This window comes from Mangrovivirga cuniculi (assembly GCF_005166025.1).
GTDB lineage: Bacteria > Bacteroidota > Bacteroidia > Cytophagales > Cyclobacteriaceae > Mangrovivirga > Mangrovivirga cuniculi.
The window spans coordinates 2,473,116-2,492,718 of record NZ_CP028923.1 but is presented as its reverse complement, the minus strand read 5'-3'; the positions used below and the strand labels follow the sequence as shown (position 1 = coordinate 2,492,718).

Sequence of the window (19,603 nt, the reverse complement as noted above, 5' to 3'; positions counted from 1 at the left end):
TAATTACAATGGCTAAAAAGAAGCTTAATTTTTTAGATAAAAATCTGACAACCTGGATACTGGCAGCTATGCTGATTGGTGTTGGATTAGGTTACTATTTTCCCGGATTTGCTGAAAATGTGAATTCAATGAATAGTGGCACAACTAATATACCATTAGCCATAGGGCTTATATTAATGATGTATCCTCCGCTAGCCAAGGTCAACTATAAATTGCTTCCTAAAGTATTTAAAAACGTTAAAATATTATCTATATCACTAATAATGAACTGGATCGTTGGTCCTGTTTTAATGTTTGCCCTGGCGCTTATATTTTTACATGATAGTCCGGAGTATATGACTGGTGTTATTCTCATTGGATTAGCCAGATGTATCGCCATGGTATTAGTATGGAATGATCTGGCGGAAGGATCAAAGGAATATGGTGCAGGTCTAGTAGCGTTAAATAGTATTTTCCAGGTATTTGCTTACAGTTTTTACGCCTGGATATTTATAACAATACTTCCACCTTATTTTGGTTTTGACTCAGCGGTCATTGAGATTTCTATTGCAACTATTGCAGAAAGTGTAATGATTTATCTTGGAATTCCATTTTTAGCCGGTATTCTGAGTAGGGTGATCCTGGTAAAATTAAAAAGTGAGGAATGGTACAATACTGTTTTTATACCAAAAATATCACCAATAACCCTGATCGCATTACTAGCTACCATAGTATTGATGTTTAGCTTAAAAGGTGAGCTGATTGTTGAGATCCCGATGGACGTGTTTAAGATTGCTGTACCATTACTTATCTACTTTGTATTAATGTTTATCATTGGCTTTTTTGTTAGTAAGGCTATGGGAGCGAAATATGATGAAAATGCAGCGATTGCATTTACTGCTGCCGGTAATAACTTCGAACTGGCCATCGCTGTCGCCATTGCGGTTTTTGGATTAAACAGTGGCCAGGCATTTGCCGGTGTGATCGGTCCATTGGTTGAAGTACCGGTATTAATCGCCCTGGTAAATGTAGCTTTCAGATTCAAAAAGAAATATTACGATAAGCCTATTGGGGCATAATGATATTTAATAGTAAAAAATTTAAGCATAATCAGAACAGATTATGCTTATTTTATATGCAATTGAATTTTTTCGTGTGGTTTTATCAAGCCCTCCTTTCTTTTTCCTGTAAGTTCCTGTTCAACTTTAAATGTTTTGTTCCTTTGAACAGGTTTATGTTTGTCATTTAAAATACTAATTTTTTATGATGAAAAGGTTTACTTATCTATTTGCTTTATTAATTCTGATTATAACTTCATGTTCCAGCGATGATGAAGGTCAGACACCAAATGCAGGTGGTTCTGATTTTGGCCAGATAACATCTGCAGTCATAATAGTTAACCCAGTGATTAATGAGGGATCAACAACGACAATTAAATCAGCAACTCAACGTGACAGTGTTTTAATAACAACAAGTGGTGCTCCTAATGAAACGACAGATTCTACTGGTGTGGCGGTAATAAAAGGTTTACCAACAGGAACAAACACGTTAGAATTCCCAACAGGCAATACCGGCTTCGACGTAATACAGGAAAAAGAATTATATGATGTTGTAGTTTCTTACACAGACACAGGAGTTGTGCAAATAATTCCACCTGTAAGATACCCAATAGGGGGCGATGTTATTTTTGTAAACAATGCTACTGAATTAACTAATGCGGTTTCTAAGGATAACTCAATTGTATTTATGAATCCTGGTATTTATGAAGGTGATATATCTATACCAGCTACGGATGTTATTATCTTTGGTTACTGGGATCAGGAAGAAGGATCTCAATCAATTATTACAGGAAATGTAACAGTGAATGGCTCAAATGTTAGAATGCGTGGTGTTACAGTAAATGGCTTTACTACTACAAATGGAAACCAGTTTTCTGCTTCTTTCTGTGAATTTAATAATGCTAACATTTCAGGAAATGGCATTTCACTAATCAGAAACATTTTTAATGGTACTGATGTCACTGTACCAAGTGGAAATGCGGTATTACTAGACAACTACAACTTACCTTAATAATGAAATATTCTATATCGGTATTTTTGTTATTGGTGGTATTTATCTTCACTTCATGTAATTCTCTGGGAGTGATGGTGAATGGAACAATCGGCTCTGGCGGAGGTGTATATGGTGGTGGCAGTTATCCTGAAGCGGAGCACCATGACAATGTTAAAGATGACGGCGTGTTATATTTTAGCTCCACAGGAATAGAAAAAGGTCATTTGCCACCGCCCGGCTCTTGTAGAATATGGTATCCGGGAGAACCTGCCGGGCAGCAACCGCCTCCGGTAAATTGTGATGAAGCTCTTGCTACAGCACCTATCGGATCCTGGGTAGTATATAAAGATCACAACGACCCAAAGATGGTAGTTATTGAAGAGATCGTTGCAATCAGGCCGCTTAGAACAGTTCAAAAATACTATAGGTTAGATAATTAAAACTTAAGGCTAAAGATTTATAAAAAGCACGGTTCTATACGAGCTGTGCTTTTTTAATGCTATTAAATAAAGAACATCCCGTAGATTTATTTTGATCATCTTTTAAATAATTATGTTGTTAGTATTTTTTTAGATTAATTGATTATATTTAAAGTTCTATCAACTAGTTAGTTATGAATAAGAGCAAGCCAATAGTAAAGATTGATAATGATCTGGATTGGAAACTATTTGACGAATCCAAACTAGCCAAAGGACAGATCACGATCAATGGAGATGTTACAAAAGCATTCAAAGATGTCCTTGTAAAAGTGACTAATAAAAATCAGACCAATACTAAAGATGGCATCATAATATGGCCAATGGGAGGGAAGCCTTCACTTCAGGAGCTGAAAAATAAAAAGAATTATGAGGTTTTGATTAAAAAGATTAATTAAACATTTACCCTTACAATTTGTAAAAAATTTAATCCTGAGAAATGATTCAATAGTTTTAGAAATTAAAGCGAATCATCACGTTGGGAGTAAATCCAAGAGCAAGTTCCTCGACAAGCTGTAATTCATCCTCACTATTAACTCGATAATAGGTATTTAGGATATTCTTATTATTAGTGATATTCCAAAAAGAAGTTGCTAATTGACCTTTTATACGATCATTGAGGTTAAAGTGATACTTAAAAGAAGCGTCTAATCTGAAATAATTGTTTAGATTCAGGCTGTTTGGCTCTCTGTATATAATTCTAAGTTCGTCTAATGCCAATAAAGCTGGTGTGAATGGTTTCCCTGTTCTCCAGTTTAATCCAATTGATGCTTCAAATCGATCTGAGGTATAGCTGGTACCGAGCTTAAATATATGTCGAATGTCAAGATTTGACGGAAATTCTGAAGGCACAAATTCGTCAAACCGATAAATATTTTCTGCAAGTGAATAGCTAATCCAGGAGTTAAATTTTTCACCAACACTTTTATTAATCAATAGATCAAAACCAGTTGAGGTATACTCTCCTTCAGACCTTATAAATTGAAATTGGTTTTGAAACCCCTGGCTTGATGAAGTGATACCTGCAGCCAGTTTATGATAAGCTTCCAAATTTATGAGAAATCCCTTATTATCATAGATCAATCCCACTGATCCCTGTTTACTAGTTACCAGCGGCACGTCTTCGCCATTAGACAATATCCATCTTCTCTTTTCAACACCAAGGAAATCGTTTTCAAAATCAATCACCTGGGCAGTTGTCTGGCTTTTAATTTCTCCAAGGATTTCAAGGCTAAAGTGTTTATGTATTTTTTGGTTTATAGATAACCTTGGTTCAAAAGTTAACTGCTCAACTTTATTGTAATAATTAACACGCAGGCCAGTTATAATGTATGTCTTTTCGTCGGGAGAGACATAGCTACCTTCAATATAGCCGGAATGAATTAATCCAACTTCTTTAATTGTTCTGGAAAAGGATGGATTATTTATTTCGTCATAATTTGTTATTCCTATTTCATTGAATTGGTATCCTGCATGGAAATCAATTGACTCTGAAACAAACCATTGAGTTTTTAAGGATAACCCCAGATCCAGTACTTCATTACCCTGATCCAGTCTTTGTTCCTTCAGGATATCAAAATTTAACGATGATAAATTATAAGAAGATAGGTACAGATTGGTACTTGTTTTAACCTTATCAGACCAAAAGTGGATATAAGATATTCCCGCAGCCACATCATGTTGTTGCAAGGTACTGGTTCTGGATTCGATATCATTATTGACTACTGCATTTTCAAGGTACTCCAGGTCATTATATACAGTTAAAAAACTAATTCTTAATTTATCTTTATTTGAAAAATTATGAAGATATCTTGCGCTGATATCATAAAAATAGAATTTTTCATTCGAAGCCAGAACGGTATTGACCTGGTTTGCCGGATCTGTTATTTCAGTATTTAAAAATACCCGGTTGAAATATTCATTATAAGTTGGTGTAGCCAGAAGATCCGTGATAGATCTTCGCGATGATACCTGCATTGATGAATTGGATGTAAGAGGTATTTTTAGGTACATATCTGCACTGATCATATTAATACCTGCAGACCCGGAAACCTCATCTGCGATTTCATCCTCACTTTCTATTAATATTGTACTTGAAATTCCACTTCCATAATTGGCACTGGTTCCATTTTTAAATATGGTGATCTTATCGGTTAAATAAGGATTAAATGCAGAGATCAATCCAAAAAAATGACCAGTTTGATACATTCTTATATCATTCCATCTAACCAGGTTCTGATCATTCGTTCCTCCCCGTACGTTAATATCAGAAACTGATTCATCGATGCTTTGAACCCCGGGAAGGGCCTGTGCTATATGTAATACATCTGGTTCAATCAACCCTGGAAGATTCCCAAGCCTTTCTGTATCTACGACTAATGAGCCATTTGCTTTCTTATTAATTCCAACGGTCAGGTAATTACTTATAATAATTTCGGGAAGTGTAACAATAGATGGGTAGATAAATATATCTAAACATTCAGACGATTTAAAGCTGACAGGTGTTTTCCGGACAGTTTCATATCCCATAAATGAAAAAAGGACTAAACTATCCCTATTAACTTTTTCCAGTTCGAAAAAACCCTCATCGTTAGTGACAGTGAACTTTTCACCACTTCTCACCAATACATTTTCAATTCCTTTTTTTGAAAATGAATCTTTGACATAGCCACAGATTGATAGTTTTTCAGAAAAACCACGAGACTTTTTTATAGCAATAAACCGATCATTTAATCTTTGAAAACTAAGACCGGTATTTATTTCAAAGTACTTTAAAGTTTCATTAAGGTTGAGGCTATCTGAAGGTGGTATTAATCGAATATTTTTTACATTTTCATCGGCGAAAGTAAAACTAACCTCGAATTTTTTTTCAACTGTTGGTAAAATTTCCTCGAGCAGAATTTTTTGATCTGATTCCTGGGCATCAGAATCAAAAGCAAACAAACATAACAGGAAAATATATCCTAACTTATTGATCATTTTTTAGTCAGAATGACCTTTTCTCCTTCTATTTCATACGAAATATCAAGAGGAACAGTAATAGATTTTAACGCAAGATCAATATCCGTATGCGTGAATTTACCAGTAAAATCCTGTTGAAGATTAATATCTTTTACTGAAATATTCACCTCGTATTGTCTTTCAAATTCATTTAAAACTTCTTTTACCGGAACACTATAAAATGCACTTTCATCTGTTGCTAAATGAGGTGTCAGCCCAATTTTTTCATCTAACGAATAATCACCGCCAAATGACCTGAATATTTTATTAGGAGTAAGTTTTACCTCTTCATCGTCTTTGTTAACCTGAACTAATCCTTCGTAGCAGATCACTTCAAAAAGAGATTCTCTCTCTCTCACATTAAACTGAGTACCCAGGACTTTGATTTTACCGGAAGAGGCTTCTACTTCAAATTTAGAACCTTTTCTCACCGTAAATAGTGCTTCTCCCTCCATTTTCACTTCCCTTTGGTTTTCCCAGTTATTATCGTTGTAAGAGATACTCGATAAAGAATTTAATATTACAATCGATGAATCAGGTAAAACCACAGTTTTCTTTTCAGCGATGGAGGTTGAGACCGTCGTAATATTGTTGGAGAAAAAGTAAATATATGCTGTGACAAGAAGTGCTATGGCTGCAGCAACCTTAATAAATGTCGGGAACCATTGAACAGATTTTTTAGTCTCCTGATGAGAACGTTCTTGAATGGATCCTTTAATTCGTTGCCATTCTTTTTCCTTATTCAATTCAGGGGCTTTAAATTTATCAATTGAGGAAGTAAGCTTTTTAAGAGATTCAAACTCAGGGCTATTTTCAAACTCCAGCTTCTCCTGTTCACTCAGTTCACCATTAAGCCATTTTTCTATATAGTTTTCTGACATATTTTCAGATTATTATCATTAATACAACCGATGAAATATTAAAATTCCTACCGGTAGTTTCATTTTTTTTAAAGACCTTCCACTTTTTCTCTTAAAATACGCAAGGCAGTATATATTCTTTTTTCGACAGCCTTACGGGAAATGCCCAGCATATCAGCTATTTCCTGATGCTTTTTTCCTTCTACACGATTCATTAAGAATGTCACCCTTTGTTCTTCTGTAAGTTCTTCTAACGCCTTTTGCAATTGTTCCATGTATTCATTTTCACGGTAAACGTACTCCGGAGATTCTTCAGAATGGGTCTTATGATCTTCTTTAGAATAATTGATCCGCGTCTTTTTCTTGGATAACTCATTAAGCATTAAATTATTAGCAACAGTAAAAAGAAAAGATCTTGCTTTGGCCGGCTTTACCTTTTTACAATTATCCCATAATTTCAAAAATGCCTCCTGCACAAGGTCATTAGGATTATTTTCTGATCCATATTTATAGTAAAGAAATTTATAAAGATCGGGCGAATGCTCATCAAACAATTGCTTGAAGAGCTCTTCTTTACAGACATTATCATGTAGATCAATATTCATAAACCGGCAATCTTATATAGTGTGTTTATTAAAGTAAGCCAATATACTTGTTAAAGAGAAATATTATTTTTTTTTCTTAGTGAGGTAGGAGTTTTCCTGTGTCATCGGTTTTATAATCACAAGGCAAAAAAAAATGAAGAAAATATTTATACACATCATTTTACTTTTCACAGCAACATTATATAGCTGCCAGGAGGAGACTGTAGATATTCAGAATCCATCAGATGATGAAGCTTTCACTTCAAAATCTGAAATTGCAAATCAAATTAAACGGGTAACTTATAAAGATGGATCGGATGATAACATTATTACCGGAGGGAGTTGTATTTCCCTGGAATTGCCTGTTACTGTCATAGTAAATGGCAATGAGATCATTGTAAATTCTGAAGATGATTATGAAGTTGTAGAAAAAATTATCGATCGATATGACGATGATGATGATGAAATCAATATAGTATTTCCTGTAACTGTCATTTTGAGCGATCATTCGGAAATAATTATTAATGATGAAGAAGCATTAGAAGATCTGGTTGATGAATGTATTGAAGAAGGGTTTGATGATGATATCGAATGTATAGATTTTGAATATCCTTTAGAAGTAACAATCTATGCTACACAAAATCAATTCCTTGAAAATATCACAATTGATACAGATAAAAACTTTCACCTCTTTATAGACAATCTGGAAGACGATTATTTCGTCAGCCTGGCATTTCCTCTCACTATGATTCTGTCTGATGGTTCAACTGTTGAGGTAAATAACAATATTGAATTAGAAGAGCTAATTGATGATTCTGAGGATACATGTGACGAAGATGATGACATGAATTTTAATGACGATTATGTTGATACGGAAGAAATTGATTCATTATTGATATCAGGTCAGTGGGAAATCACTTATTTCTTTGATGAAAACGATCAGACTGAATTATTCAATAACTGGATATTTAATTTCGGAAATGATGAGCTTTTAATTGCTACCAAAGATGCCGATTCAATGATCGGGTCATGGGAAAGTTATGGTGACACTGGCACACTTGAACTGGATATAGAATTCGAAGACGAAGAAGGAATACTTAATCTATTAATAGAGGAGTGGGAGGTAGTAGAATATTCAGATGTAAATATAGAATTAGAGAATCACGATGATGAGAATATTCCCACTGTAATATTTGAAAAATTATAGATAGAGAATTTAAAGGTGAATTTTTTAACCATTAAACTTTTTAAGCGCTATGAAAATGAAGACAAGAGAAGTACAGAAGCCAATAATTTTTGTTGAAGAGGAAGAACTTACATCGTCTTTTTTACCGGCATAAATAAAACAGTCAACTTTTAATTAAATTAATTTTTTAATCATGATAAACAGAATAATATTTTTTACAGCGGCTATGGTGATTCTTGCCTTCGAAGGTTACAGTCAGATCGAAATCGGGGCCAAATTAAATGTAGGAACATCCTGGGTAAGCTCTGGTAACCTAAAAGATAACTTTGACTACCAGTTAAACAATGACGTGGAGATCACACAATGGGATGTCAGTTATAAGCCGGGAATAACCATCGGACTTGGAGTAGTTGGGTCTTATCAATTAAGCTCTAACCTTTCTTTAAACGGTGAATTATCTTACAATTACCAGCAAAGTAATATTAACATTGATTTTGCCGATATCGAATCTACAGTAATATCTGAAGCTAAGATAAGCTCTTCGAGAATAGCAATTCCAGTGACTCTTCACTATTCGTTTGGTGAAGATAAACCATCGGTACATGCAGGTTTCGAATGGAATATCTTTGGAAGTCCTGAAATTGAATCAAACGAAACAGAATTTATAGGTAATGCTGCAGTAGATCAGGAAGGTATAATAGGAGAATTGGATTCTTTTAATAAAAGCAGATTAAACTTTTTGATCGGTACAGGAAAAACAATCAATCTTGGTGGAACTAATTTTGACCTTCATATCAGGTATCACTTGCCTCTTACAGGATCATCCATGTATAATACTACTTCTCCGGCACTATTTGATGATAACACAATGAATAATAATGAGGTTTTCGGAGTGTTGGGAGCGAGTGATGCAGCCCAAGAGGCACCTCAATATCCGCTGGATGATTTTAAAATGCATTTTATCGATTTAAGTATTTCATATTTTTTTAATTAATTAAATTTTTACGATTATGAGAAGATTACTTGGTTATTTTACAATGATTTTATTTGCAGGAGCTATGATTGCCTGTGGTGATGATGAAGAAGTTGCAGGTCCAATCAATGAGCAACAAGCAGAAACAAAAGCACTAAGTTCGCTTTCCGGAACTGAAGGAACTGTAACATCGAATGATGTTGATACTACAACAACGAACCAGACATTTTATGATGTAAATATTACTACAACTGAAGGCGCAAAAATAGAATTTGAATACTTCACTGAAGATGGTTCTTTAAAAGAAATCGAAGGCGATAGTGGTCCGTTTGAATACGAAGTAAACCCTGGAATGGGATTGATTCTTTTCTCTGCTGCTAAAGCTATTGCATTAGATTCTTTAGAAGCTCAACCTGGAGAAGTTCTTAGATGGGCGCTGGAATTTGACGTTGCTTTGGATGCATGGGTTTATACTTTCGAAGTGATGGATGCGAATTCTGAAGATTTCTCTGTAAGAATTGATGCAACTAGTGGTACAGTTATACAATCATAAGTTATGAAAAACATCAATTCAAACATTCTAAAGGTTGCCCTTTCCACTGTATTATTATTTGTAATTACAGTTGGTTGTAAAGATGACTATGAGCCATACGCACATGTTACCTTCACTGAGACAGGTACTGAAATAGAAAACACCAGTTCTGATATAGAAGGTGATGTTGTAGGCGATGGAGGATCTACAACCGAGGTTTATACCTGGAATAATTCCCGAACTACAGTTGAATTCAATATGGATATCACTGCAGTAAAAGGAGGAAGCTTTAATCTGACTATTCAGGATGCCGATGGCGTCGAAGTCTTAAATGAGACTTTAGTAGTTGGACAGGGTGATGATTCACGATCAGGTGTTTCAGCTTCAGGAACTCCTGGAGACTGGACGGTAACGGTTACCTTAGTAGAATTTAATGGTGACGGTTCCTTTAGCGTGAACCCTGGCAATTAATATTGATTTTACAATTTTTTAAGCGAAGTTATGATCAGGAGAAAAACCTGAGAAATAGCTTCGCTTTATTTTTGACCATAACAGCCTTGATGAATTTTTTTGAGTATTGTACGTTTCTTCCTAACAATTCAAAGAGGGTAGAGGGCACGAGAAAATTCTCACTCTACCATGATGTTAATTCATTTTTCAAATGAATCAATCATTACACAAATATAGTAGCTTAAACACCTTAAGATACAACATTAAAACGCTCTGCATTAATGCTTAAAATTGCTTAAATTTAAGAAGAACCGAAACATTAGTTCTTTCTGTTATTATAAAGAAAGGAGGTAAAATCATCATGGATTCATTTGGATATATTAACGATCTAAAGGAAATAATCGAGCAAAATATTGATGCTTCCCAGAGCTACAACCTTGTATCAAGAGAAGAAAAAAATAAAATACTAGCCAGGACATTTAACAACCAGGCCAATCGTCATAAAAATTTCGCTTATAAGCTAGCGGAAATAGCCCATGTATATGATCAATCGACAATCAAAAATATTCGGAATGGTAGTATAGTAGACCATTACAACAACAATTGGCATGATTTGGAAAAGGCATTATTGACAGGAACTGATCAGGCTTTAATAAATGAGTGTATCCGTCTTGAAAGACTAGCTTTGACTAAATATGAAGAGCTTAGTAGTGGTTATCTACCATTTGATGTACAGGATGAAATTGATGACCAACAAAATTCAATTAGGGATTATATCATAAATCTTGAAAAAATCGCCTATGAATTAGAACAAAATTCAAGAATTTAAAACATTAAAAATATCTGCCTATACTAATTTTTTTAACTAAATACATATATTAGCGCCTGGGAATTTTATACATTTTTTTAAAGATCAACTATGAGATTAAGTATTACTACAATTAATTTTTGTTTTATCTTGTTGTTTTTAGCCTGTTCAGGAGATGAGGAACCATCCTGTGCTGAAACAAAGATTACATTTAAGCTAAATGGAGAAGAACAAGTTTTATCAAGTGGTTCCAGGGGCATAAGCATTAATCCTGACTGGACTACACATAATTTGTATTTATCTGCATCAGGATCAAGTACAACATATAGTTTCCAGAGAATCTTTATCGAAACACAATATAAGCGAAAAGGCCGTAATGTTATTGATCGTTTTAATTATGAAATTTATATCGATGATGTAAAATATGAAATGGATTTCACCGATCACGACTTTAAAAACAGAGTAATCGCAAATGGAAAAACATGCTTTTACGCTACTTTTTCCGGGAAAGCAACCACTAGCGGGGACATGAATTGGTAATTACCGATGGTACGTATAGTGTAACATATGATCAACCATTTACTAACTAGGTATTATTTAAACTTTCAGTCTATGAATAAAATATTAATTAGAGTTTTAGTTGTTGGATTTTTTTTAACTCTTAATTCTTGTGTCACACCTGATTCTGCTGTTCAATTTGAAGGTACAAAATGGCTCTTAGTTGAAAATATTAAGTTTTGTGATCAGGGTTATTACGAGACCAATTACTATGACTGTGAAAAAGAATATTGTGATGAATATTATTTTGAAGAATCAATCTTAACAATAAATTCTTATGATCCTCAGGGTACACTAACGATATATAAATACCCCTATAAAAAAAATGGGAATCAGGTTTATATTGATAAAAACAATATCCTTTATGATGAGATAGGAGACGTTTATGCAAGCTTTAGTATATCCGGAGTTACCTTAAGCCTGGAAGAGAGTGAACTAAATAATTGTCATTCGAAAAAGGAATTTCAAGCTCTTAAACCATAATTTCCCTCTAACACTTAGGTTGGGAAAATTTCATGAAGATACTGGATATACAGAAAATAAGGTTTTGAAAATGACAATTAAATTCTACTAATCAATTAATCCTTATCTGTTACGGGTATACAATCTATGGTATCGATCGATCTACATAAATAATTATTTCATTCCAATAATAGTTAATAGCTATAAAGTCTCCGCTGCGTTGAAATTATTTCATCTGAATCTTTAACTATTTTTTCCTAATAATAACAGACTGGTGTAGTTGGCATTCTAAAATTGAATGACAATACAACCAAAGAATAGGAGATATTAATTTATGTTACTTAACATAATGTAAATTATGTAACAAAATTGGTTTTTGCGTTTTAGAGTAAATTATACACTATTGTACCGTACCATTAAAAATGTTGAACTGTGCATTATAAATGTTGATTATTTTAATTTAAAAAGTTATTAGACTTATTTAAACATAAAACAACTTTCTTTTCTAGTGTAGATATTAATATTTGTGCATTAAAAATGTTGATTGTGTATTTTCAGTTAATAACCTCTTATCAGTAAGTTAAATTATACGGTGAAAATTTTGAAGGAGTGTTAGCTCTTGTTTAATTCCTTTAATTGTTTTTTATATGAGTCAGAAATTTCTTTTAACAATTTTTCAAACTCTTCTATATTTCTAATCTTTTCTGTCACCGAGTTCCTAATTTCCATATTAGGGTCATTTTTATCCTCACTTTCATTAATATTCATATTTGATACAATTGTTACAACTTTTGCTTCATAAGAATCAAATAATTCAATTACATCTTTAATTTTGGGATCTAAATTAAAATGTTTTGCTATTTCTTTTAATAAATCATTTATAATGTCTTTAGCATTTTCGTCAATTTTTAAAACACTTTTATAATAATCTATATTATTTTTATTCTTTTTATCATTTAGATCCTCTAAACCAAATTTAATTTGAACTGGAATAAAAAATGACTCATCATTCTTTGGGTCTAATCTTTCAAGTACATTAAATAACTTTTCAAATCTATCAAATTCCTTTTTTAAAGGTGGAACAGTCCATTTCCTATCCCATAACTTAACAATTAAGTCAAAACATTCTTTTTTAGCTTCTTCCCTTTCATAGCCATCTAATTCATCGATTGTATAAATTTTTTCTGATAGGTAATGTGCCATCCATTTGGATAAAGTGTCTGTACTTCCATCTAATTCAAGTTCAGAGACAATTTTTTTACCTAACTCTAAAATTTTATCAATTTCATTCTTTGATTGTTCCATTATCAGTTAATAAAAATATTTTATGTTTGGCTGGAATAAATTTATAATCTTTGGGTCTGAATTGACTATCGATTTCTCTTCTTAAAGTGATTTCTATTATAATACAACAATTTAATTCCTGGCATAATGTCTTTAATATTTCTATTTCTCCAGTTATTCTTATACCAGACCTTTCTGGCTTAATTTCATATTTTAAGGCACTGCTCCAGGAATGTAATTTAAAAACTTTATCATTTTTATTTAAATGCCAAGTCTTTTTCATTGGATCTGGAGTTATTTTTAATAATTCCATATATGCCTCCCCTATCGAAGGCAAGGGAGCTTTAATTCCTACTGCATATGGATCAAACCTATCAATCCCATTATTATAGTAAGGTTCATTTATCCATCCCTTTAATTGAAATTTACCTTCACTTATTTCGAAATTTGATTCACCAAAATTTGGCAACTTATAATCCTGAAAATTCTTTACAGCTAATAGTGATTTTTGAAGAGACGATGAAGTCTCTTTTAATACTAAAGAAGAATTAATTGTACATTCTTCATGATAATGTTCCTTTCTTTCACTCCATTCTCCATATACGTTTAACCAATTACCTTCATCATTATATAAGGATAAATATTTCAGTAAATCGTCGTCTTTAATATTATTAATCCACTCTTTTGATAAATTACTATTTACCCAATCAGGTTTATTAATTGGTAATGGATCTCTTAAATCAGCTAACCACCTACCATCATTTAAAGTCAAAATATGTCCTGATAACCAGGATTCCCATTCATTTACCAACCCATCATCATATTCCTCAATTAATACTGTCATATTTTCAACTAGTTTCGCAGCAACTATTAGCATCGAATGATAAGAAATATAAAAATCCCAATTATCTGCTTTTGGATATTCACTGTGAGTATGCCAGGTATCCCTTTCTTGTGAACGATTCCACAGGTTTACACGAGGATCATTATTGTATCCTGTTTTTGTTTCTAAGCCCCATTTATTATAAACAACATCTGCACAAAGATCTTGAATTTGCTTACCTGGAACTCCAAAAACTTCACCAAGAGGTTTAAACCAATATTCATCAAAATCCCAACCAAAATTAAATTCTATATTTGTATTAACCTCTCCTTTTTGATGCAAGTAACTATCTGTTCTATATCCATATTTCTCTTTCTTAGCTTTAAATTTACTTTTCCCGACCCCTTCAAGGTTAGAGATCTCTCTACAGCTATAAGTTCCGGGAATTGCTTTTTCGATGTTCAAAGCAATTTCTGATGCAAATTTTTGGATTAATACATGAGGCTCCAAATGCGAATACTTCTGAAACTTCCCTTTATAATCAACTAATACTTCTGGTGCATCAATCGAAACACGAGAAAATGCTATGAGTAAATATTGTCTTGCATGTAAATTATAAAATGGGTACTTTTTGCTACCGAAGGCATCAACTTGATCATACTCCAACCATTCAAGAAGCGATTTTAATACATTGGCACAACCAAAGTCAGCTAATTTCTTGATTACGTGGCAAGCCTTCCAACGAGTTTCAGAACGTGGTGAGCCAAGAGATGACCAAATAAAACCAGCAATATTTCTATCTATATCGTCAGAAACATGTAGCCATTTATTCCAGGGACCGTCTCCAAAATCATCTTCAATGTGTATCTCAAATCGTGACAAAGCGTAATCCAATAAATTAGCAGCTTGACTTGCATCAATAAACGCTGACGCATGTTGTACAAATCTAAAAAGAATGCTTGCATTGGTAAATTCTTGACCTTGAGATAATCTCTGAAAAATCCCCTTTCTCAACTCATTGGAAAGATCATCATCAATATTTAGATCTCTGATGGCTGATTCATATGAGTAATTATAGACTAAATCATATGCAAATCTCGCACCAAATTTTTTAATAATTTCTGGCCATTTTTTATTAAAACTTACTTTAGACTTCCACTCATTAGGTATAAATGATAAGAATTTAATGTAATCATAGTATCCTATATTTTCAGCGTATAAGAATGAATCAACTAATCTTAATATATCCTTAGGGTCAATACGTAAAAACAACTCAGTATATAGATCACTTAAATCCCATATAATGTGATTCTGTTTCTCATGAATTTCTAAGTTATATCTTTTCAAAAGTGTCGATACTCCACTAGGAGTCAAGACATCTAATTCTCGGAATATAATATCCCAATTTCCACCTTCTTGTAAGTTGGCAACTTCTTCCTTATCCTTTTCTAATTCTGATGGTTTTGAACTTTTGATTTGAGTTTCAAAAGAATTGACAACATTATTTAGGTCACTATTACGAATCTTATATTGATCTGCAAGTAACTTCATTTGCATCCAATATTCTGTAGTGGCTCCCTCCTTTCTTACCCATTCAAATGCATCATTGAAAATCTTATTTCTTTCTTTGAAAGAAGATCCATTTATCAAACATATAGACAAAAAATCTAACAGATTATAGTTTGGAAGAAAACGAGCCAATGACCATCCTAAATCTGGACTAATGACCTTGGATTTTACGAGATATCTTAATATATCTTCCAGCTGATATTCAAATTCCCCTATTTCTCTATCCCTCCATCGACTTAGAGCAGAAATTCCAATTTGGGGAGACATATTAACGCAGGTTACAATTGCTCTAGATCTATTCCAATGTTTTTCTCGATACACATTCTCTCCCACTAATTCTGCACATCGAACAAATCTATACGCCAATTCATCTGAAGAATGAGAATTAGACGCTTTCCCTAATGATTCTACTGCCTCCCAGCGTTCAACAATTTCATCACCGAACTTGGAAATAATATCTATTGCATCTTCAAAATAGACAGCTGCGTCATCTTTTGAACTTGAAAGCACCGCTCGTGCCAATGAAATATAGCCACCAGCTACCTCTTCCGGTCTAGACTCTTTCAGACCTCTAACCATTTTGTAAGTTGAGCTTTCAATTTCAGTCAATACGCTATTCAAGTGATTTGCTCTATTTCCAGCCCGAAGTAAATGGATTCGTTGACCTATTGTAAATGAAGAGTTATTCTGCAAATAATCTTTAAAATATTGCTGAATGGCTTCAAGTTTAAGCTTTTTACAATATATCAGAATTGATGATTGAATACCCGCAATTTCTTTAGGAAGATCGTCGTATGATCTATACCTGCCAATAATGGCTCTCTTTGAATCTTCATCAGCTTGCTTGGCCTTATTAGCAAGATCATCTATGTCACCCGAGATCAACTGTGCTCTCAATAAATACCATGGGAACAGACCACCTATTACTTCTTTGAATTCTTTAATATCATCAGAATAACTTCTCTTTTTATCCTCAGACTTATAAACCTTAGGCATAAGGTCATCCAGGTTAATTTCTGAAATTTTTGAGATTACACATCTGATAGAAAGTGCTTTAAGAAATGTAATACTCTCCTTTGATTCGTATCTTGAACCGGCTCCCTGAGATGCAACGTTGGGGACATAGTAGTCTAGTGTTTTTGTAATTAAGCTATCCTCCATCATTCGATGCAAACAAACCTCTAAGAACCCCACTATCGAAGGGGTAAGATTATCATGATAAGAATCTTTGGGCTTTTTGATTCTCATTTTTGAGTTTGACAACATTTTTAGACACTTTTCAATGTCATCAGCTTCAGCAAATCGTCCAACTTTCACCAATTCACTTACAATGGCAACAACATGAAATTTATTTTCTCGAGCATTCTTAAGAATTTGATCTATTTCATCAAATCTACCTGAATCAATTAATCGATTAACAAGCTGTCTAACTACTTCAAATATAAACTCTTTAGGCTTTATGCTATCGAGAAATTTCAAGCATGATTTCGCACCATTAAGGTTCAGAAAAACATAAGCTAATTCCAGAATATCCTCACGGCTAATCCCGTTTTCTCGATATCTATCATTCTTTTTCTTAGATTCTTCAAAATACATGTGAAGCCAGTTCATGGCTGACCTCAGATAGCCTTGAGCATCTCCATTGAATTCTTTAATTTCGCTTAGCAGAGAGGCGGTATAAATATTCTCAGAACCCTCCCAACTACTTCTTAGAATTTTCTTAAAAGCTACTTCTTGTACCTTTAAATCGTCCTGAAGCTTGGGAAGTAAATCAATATTATTTTGAAAAAGGCTTTGTTGTCTTTGGTCTCCTGCAACTTCCTCTCCGGCTCTTAATGCAAGTTGTATAGCATCTTTGTAGTTTGCGGATCTTAGAGCTGCCTTAAATGCGAATTGTAGACGATAAACAAGTACGTTCCTTTTATCAATAGGATTACTAGCTGGCAGTAGCTTATCAGATAAGGCAATCTCTATTAAATCATCATATTGCCCTGCTTGGAGATAGAGTTGCGGAAGTATTTCTGCTACATAGGTGAAGTAGCTAGCTAGTGGTTCTAAAATTTCAACATAACTACGAAAATCTTCTTCCGTGCTTAAAAAAGTTTTTCTAAACCATGTTTCTGTTGGCTCATCTCTAAAATGGACAGAGGACGAATCACGCATCCATAATGAGCGACCAATATCTATAATAAAGCTTTTTACTTCTTCTATGCTTACTTCAGATGCTTTTGCTAAAACTTCCAATGGAATATTCGGTGGTAAACTCGCTAATCCTTTACAAATTTTATCTACACTGCTTTGATAGTCAGAAGTTAAGTTGTCTTTGATTTTATTGACTGCTGCATTTAACTGATCTTCAATTTGTTGTTCAACGGATGTTCCGGATGGACCTAGGAATTCTAGAAGTTCATTAATACTAGCGTGACCTGCTGAAATTGCATTCATTTGTACCCTAGGGTTTCCACTAGTTAGGCGATGAAATTCAAGTGCCTGATTTTCATTTGCTTCTTGAAAATGCTTTTTGAGATTTTCAAATGTTTCCTCTATAGAAAAAGGCTGAAGGTTAAGTAGGGAAATTGAACTTGATGGCTTTAGAAGATGTGTTCGTTCAGGTCGGCACAAATAAACTAGTTTGCAATCATGCGGAAAATCTTCTTTTAATAACTCATTTGCAAAGCATGAATTTCCAAATTCTTTAGCCGCCATTTCTGCATTATCCGCTGCATCAATAAGTATATAGAGTTGAGCGGAAGCAACTATTTGTTTCAGTGATTTTATTGAAGATTCTATTCGACTTAGAAAACCTAGTACTATGTCACTTTCTTGCGTAGTGTCCTTAATAACCATACTATCACAGTGCCCAAGTGATGCCAATTCATTTGCTATTTGTACAAGTGCATCTCTATGCCTATGCCTTGGTTTACTTCTGCTACGATACTTACCAGAACCAAAACAATCATAAGCGATTCCAAGTGAGCCTTCTGGTAGTACTTGTAAAACATATTGACTGAATACTGATTTTCCCACACCGCCTCCTGCTTGTATTATTGTAGGTTGATCAGCAGTTTTAATTCTATCTACTATGTTTAAGTATTGCTCCCTATGAGTAATTTTATCAAGCTCCTCAAATAATGGAGGCGCTGGAAACAGTTGCCCGATAGAAGTAACTCCAAAAGGCCTTAAAATATCTTCTTTAATTATTTTTCCATTGGAGTCTGGAAGAACTTTTCTTTGAACTAATGAAACTATGCTATCAACCTGAGCTGTGTCAATCATTCCAGGTTGCAGCCTAGACATTTCAATCATTAGATCACCTTCTTGATCTAAATAGTCTCCTTCACTATCTGCAAAATTCAGGAGGCTACAAAACTGCATTAGTTTCTTGCCTTTAAGTTCGGTATACTTCTTAATCGTTTGAACAAATCTATTATTGACCTTATCACCACCTCCTGATATTGAGGAGATGTTTTGCTTAAAGGTTTCATCTATCTTCCGATTTGTAATAATTGTAAAGGATACTCCAGATAAGGATTTCTCTTTTGAATGTTGCTTGTATCTTTCAGCAAACCCAACAATTGTATCTTTGAGTTTGCTTAATGTAAAAGGTTTGTCTTGTTGTAATGTAGTATGCTTTAATTGATAGTATTCAATTCGATTTTTAGTCTGATTATCATTGTAGTACTCTGAAACATCTATTACGTATTCCCCTGCTTTTTTCCTCTCATTTGATCCTTCTATAAATACTGATTCAAGGTTTGAAGTAGGTTGTATCAACTTCAAGCAACGCCTAGCAGCCCATCGATAATGGAAGACATCTCCTGCACGAGAATATGAAACCAGGTCGTTATTTTGGGAATCTAAATTCACTAAAATAATTATTTAAATACCTAATAAAACGATTCAAATACTAATTTTTCAAATCTATATAGCTAACTATTTTAATTATAATTGAATCCAATCTAAAATAAGTTAATAATACTACTTCTTTTAATTGCTACAAAATCATA

General features: G+C 33.6%; 16 protein-coding genes. 11 read left to right on the top strand and 5 right to left on the bottom strand.

Annotation, left to right across the window (positions count from 1 at the left end; all coding sequences use genetic code 11):
• Positions 1-8: 8 nt before the first annotated feature.
• The 4 genes from arsB (at position 9) to DCC35_RS10920 (ending at position 2,905) form a co-directional block, all read left to right on the top strand.
• Positions 9-1,058: an ACR3 family arsenite efflux transporter gene (gene arsB / locus DCC35_RS10935; RefSeq protein WP_137090827.1), complete on the top strand. Its 1,050-nt coding sequence runs from the start codon at positions 9-11 to the stop codon at positions 1,056-1,058.
• 184 nt (positions 1,059-1,242) lie between these two features.
• Positions 1,243-2,049 carry a hypothetical protein gene (locus DCC35_RS10930; protein WP_137090826.1) on the top strand — a complete coding sequence of 269 codons (807 nt, stop codon included), beginning with the start codon at positions 1,243-1,245 and terminating at the stop codon, positions 2,047-2,049.
• 2 nt (positions 2,050-2,051) lie between these two features.
• The gene (locus DCC35_RS10925; RefSeq protein WP_137090825.1) at positions 2,052-2,471 is read left to right on the top strand and encodes a hypothetical protein; all 420 of its coding nucleotides are present in this window, start codon (positions 2,052-2,054) and stop codon (positions 2,469-2,471) included.
• 173 nt (positions 2,472-2,644) lie between these two features.
• Positions 2,645-2,905 (top strand): hypothetical protein, encoded by a 261-nt coding sequence (locus tag DCC35_RS10920; RefSeq protein WP_137090824.1) that lies wholly within the window; start codon positions 2,645-2,647, stop codon positions 2,903-2,905.
• A gap of 55 nt (positions 2,906-2,960) precedes the next feature.
• On the opposite strand, the gene DCC35_RS10915 is transcribed toward DCC35_RS10920, so the two are convergent.
• From DCC35_RS10915 to DCC35_RS10905, 3 genes are all read right to left on the bottom strand, one after another.
• Positions 2,961-5,486 (bottom strand): TonB-dependent receptor, encoded by a 2,526-nt coding sequence (locus DCC35_RS10915; protein ID WP_137090823.1) that lies wholly within the window; start codon positions 5,484-5,486, stop codon positions 2,961-2,963.
• Positions 5,483-6,388 (bottom strand): FecR family protein, encoded by a 906-nt coding sequence (locus tag DCC35_RS10910; RefSeq protein WP_137090822.1) that lies wholly within the window; start codon positions 6,386-6,388, stop codon positions 5,483-5,485. Before DCC35_RS10910 ends, DCC35_RS10915 begins: the two co-directional genes overlap by 4 nt.
• Positions 6,389-6,456: 68 nt before the next feature.
• Positions 6,457-6,972: an RNA polymerase sigma factor gene (locus DCC35_RS10905; protein WP_137090821.1), complete on the bottom strand. Its 516-nt coding sequence runs from the start codon at positions 6,970-6,972 to the stop codon at positions 6,457-6,459.
• A 133-nt stretch (positions 6,973-7,105) separates the two neighbouring features.
• Here DCC35_RS10905 and DCC35_RS10900 point away from each other — a divergent pair, with 133 nt between their 5' ends.
• From DCC35_RS10900 to DCC35_RS10870, 7 genes are all read left to right on the top strand, one after another.
• Positions 7,106-8,158 carry a hypothetical protein gene (locus DCC35_RS10900; protein WP_137090820.1) on the top strand — a complete coding sequence of 351 codons (1,053 nt, stop codon included), beginning with the start codon at positions 7,106-7,108 and terminating at the stop codon, positions 8,156-8,158.
• Between the two features lie 172 nt (positions 8,159-8,330).
• A complete protein-coding gene (locus DCC35_RS10895) occupies positions 8,331-9,131 on the top strand; it encodes an outer membrane beta-barrel protein (RefSeq protein ID WP_137090819.1) in 801 nt (266 codons plus the stop codon).
• A 16-nt stretch (positions 9,132-9,147) separates the two neighbouring features.
• Positions 9,148-9,663 carry a PepSY domain-containing protein gene (locus tag DCC35_RS10890; RefSeq protein WP_137090818.1) on the top strand — a complete coding sequence of 172 codons (516 nt, stop codon included), beginning with the start codon at positions 9,148-9,150 and terminating at the stop codon, positions 9,661-9,663.
• A 3-nt stretch (positions 9,664-9,666) separates the two neighbouring features.
• A complete protein-coding gene (locus DCC35_RS10885) occupies positions 9,667-10,113 on the top strand; it encodes a hypothetical protein (RefSeq protein WP_246069996.1) in 447 nt (148 codons plus the stop codon).
• A gap of 340 nt (positions 10,114-10,453) precedes the next feature.
• Positions 10,454-10,921, top strand: coding sequence for a DUF2383 domain-containing protein (locus DCC35_RS10880; protein WP_137090817.1), 468 nt, complete (start codon positions 10,454-10,456; stop codon positions 10,919-10,921).
• A 90-nt stretch (positions 10,922-11,011) separates the two neighbouring features.
• Positions 11,012-11,440: a hypothetical protein gene (locus tag DCC35_RS10875; protein WP_137090816.1), complete on the top strand. Its 429-nt coding sequence runs from the start codon at positions 11,012-11,014 to the stop codon at positions 11,438-11,440.
• Between the two features lie 72 nt (positions 11,441-11,512).
• The gene (locus DCC35_RS10870) at positions 11,513-11,941 is read left to right on the top strand and encodes a hypothetical protein (RefSeq protein ID WP_137090815.1); all 429 of its coding nucleotides are present in this window, start codon (positions 11,513-11,515) and stop codon (positions 11,939-11,941) included.
• 591 nt (positions 11,942-12,532) lie between these two features.
• Here the strand turns inward: DCC35_RS10870 and DCC35_RS10865 are convergent.
• Positions 12,533-13,225: a hypothetical protein gene (locus tag DCC35_RS10865; protein WP_137090814.1), complete on the bottom strand. Its 693-nt coding sequence runs from the start codon at positions 13,223-13,225 to the stop codon at positions 12,533-12,535.
• Positions 13,206-19,463: an ATP-binding protein gene (locus DCC35_RS10860; protein ID WP_137090813.1), complete on the bottom strand. Its 6,258-nt coding sequence runs from the start codon at positions 19,461-19,463 to the stop codon at positions 13,206-13,208. The genes DCC35_RS10865 and DCC35_RS10860 overlap by 20 nt, the downstream gene beginning before the upstream one ends.
• Between the last annotated feature and the right edge of the window lie 140 nt (positions 19,464-19,603).

What these genes read in the sequence shown, in the direction of transcription:
- DCC35_RS10880 (WP_137090817.1), top strand. Translation starts at nt 10,454, where the DNA reads ATGGATTCATTTGGATATATTAACGATCTAAAGGAAATAATCGAGCAA.
- DCC35_RS10910 (WP_137090822.1), bottom strand. Translation starts at nt 6,388, where the DNA reads ATGTCAGAAAACTATATAGAAAAATGGCTTAATGGTGAACTGAGTGAA.
- DCC35_RS10870 (WP_137090815.1), top strand. Translation starts at nt 11,513, where the DNA reads ATGAATAAAATATTAATTAGAGTTTTAGTTGTTGGATTTTTTTTAACT.
- DCC35_RS10920 (WP_137090824.1), top strand. Translation starts at nt 2,645, where the DNA reads ATGAATAAGAGCAAGCCAATAGTAAAGATTGATAATGATCTGGATTGG.
- DCC35_RS10905 (WP_137090821.1), bottom strand. Translation starts at nt 6,972, where the DNA reads ATGAATATTGATCTACATGATAATGTCTGTAAAGAAGAGCTCTTCAAG.
- DCC35_RS10865 (WP_137090814.1), bottom strand. Translation starts at nt 13,225, where the DNA reads ATGGAACAATCAAAGAATGAAATTGATAAAATTTTAGAGTTAGGTAAA.
- DCC35_RS10930 (WP_137090826.1), top strand. Translation starts at nt 1,243, where the DNA reads ATGATGAAAAGGTTTACTTATCTATTTGCTTTATTAATTCTGATTATA.
- DCC35_RS10925 (WP_137090825.1), top strand. Translation starts at nt 2,052, where the DNA reads ATGAAATATTCTATATCGGTATTTTTGTTATTGGTGGTATTTATCTTC.
- DCC35_RS10875 (WP_137090816.1), top strand. Translation starts at nt 11,012, where the DNA reads ATGAGATTAAGTATTACTACAATTAATTTTTGTTTTATCTTGTTGTTT.
- DCC35_RS10915 (WP_137090823.1), bottom strand. Translation starts at nt 5,486, where the DNA reads ATGATCAATAAGTTAGGATATATTTTCCTGTTATGTTTGTTTGCTTTT.
- arsB (WP_137090827.1), top strand. Translation starts at nt 9, where the DNA reads ATGGCTAAAAAGAAGCTTAATTTTTTAGATAAAAATCTGACAACCTGG.
- DCC35_RS10890 (WP_137090818.1), top strand. Translation starts at nt 9,148, where the DNA reads ATGAGAAGATTACTTGGTTATTTTACAATGATTTTATTTGCAGGAGCT.
- DCC35_RS10895 (WP_137090819.1), top strand. Translation starts at nt 8,331, where the DNA reads ATGATAAACAGAATAATATTTTTTACAGCGGCTATGGTGATTCTTGCC.
- DCC35_RS10900 (WP_137090820.1), top strand. Translation starts at nt 7,106, where the DNA reads ATGAAGAAAATATTTATACACATCATTTTACTTTTCACAGCAACATTA.
- DCC35_RS10885 (WP_246069996.1), top strand. Translation starts at nt 9,667, where the DNA reads ATGAAAAACATCAATTCAAACATTCTAAAGGTTGCCCTTTCCACTGTA.